The sequence below is a fragment of the Phyllobacterium chamaecytisi genome (assembly GCF_020164455.1).
Taxonomy (GTDB): domain Bacteria; phylum Pseudomonadota; class Alphaproteobacteria; order Rhizobiales; family Rhizobiaceae; genus Phyllobacterium; species Phyllobacterium chamaecytisi.
The window spans coordinates 1-215 of the sequence record NZ_JAIQWW010000092.1; the positions used below are offsets into that span (position 1 = coordinate 1).

Genomic DNA, 215 nt, shown 5'->3' on the forward strand with positions numbered 1-215 from the left:
ACGCCATTCTTCTCCAACTACCGTCCGCAGTTCTACTTCCGCACGACCGACGTGACGGGTGTTGTGACTTTGCCGGAAGGCACGGAAATGGTCATGCCCGGCGACAACATCGCAGTCGATGTGACGCTGATCGTGCCGATCGCCATGGAAGAGAAGCTGCGCTTCGCTATCCGTGAAGGTGGCCGCACCGTCGGTGCTGGCATCGTCTCGTCGAT

1 protein-coding gene is annotated in these 215 nt (G+C 59.5%); it reads left to right on the forward strand.

From position 1 onward, the window contains the following. Positions 1-215: EF-Tu C-terminal domain-related protein (locus LB462_RS31080; RefSeq protein WP_505483639.1), on the forward strand; the 215-nt coding region annotated here is incomplete at both ends.